At 43.0% G+C, this 570-nt stretch carries 1 protein-coding gene; it reads right to left on the reverse strand.

Features of this window, described 5'->3' with window-relative positions:
• Positions 1 to 125 precede the first annotated feature (125 nt).
• On the reverse strand, positions 126 to 570 hold a 445-nt coding region (locus B1728_RS35470), incomplete at its 5' end, for a retroviral-like aspartic protease family protein (protein ID WP_144028114.1).

A 570-nucleotide genomic window follows, 5' to 3' on the forward strand; every position in this document is an offset into this window, starting at 1 on the left:
CTCTTGGCACGAAAAAAGGAGATAATACGAACTGGGGTGGAAGTATAGTCACCCTCTCACACTAGCGGATCTGTCCCAGGCTTGGCTAACGTGACCGTTTTAGCATTACAATCCAAAATCGCAAATTACGAAGAAAGCCAAGTCATACCCAGAATTACATCAAAATCATCCATTTCTAAGATAACCAAATCTACATAAGTGTTTCTCCCCACAAAGTTCACCAAACAAGACCTATATACCTTTTCAACTACCACAGACTCACCCACCGGAGTAGAAACACGAATAGGCATGTCAAGCAATTCACAAGGTAAATTAAGACCATTAGCAAATGAGGAAGATACATAAGAAAATGTGGATCCAGGATCAAATAATACAGAAACCATGCAATCACAAACCAAAAGATTACCTATGATAACAACATCAGATGTCTCTACTTCAGACCTCCCAGGGAAAGCATAACAATGGGTCCTATCACCTGTCTGCCCGCTGCCCCTACCATGTTGCACTGCACAAGTTCCAGTTTGCCCGCCACCCCTGTTGATTTGGTGACCTCCATTAATTTGGCCACCC

Origin of the sequence: Paenibacillus sp. 32352 (genome assembly GCF_002042965.1) — a bacterium.
Taxonomy (GTDB): domain Bacteria; phylum Bacillota; class Bacilli; order Paenibacillales; family NBRC-103111; genus Paenibacillus_S; species Paenibacillus_S vulneris.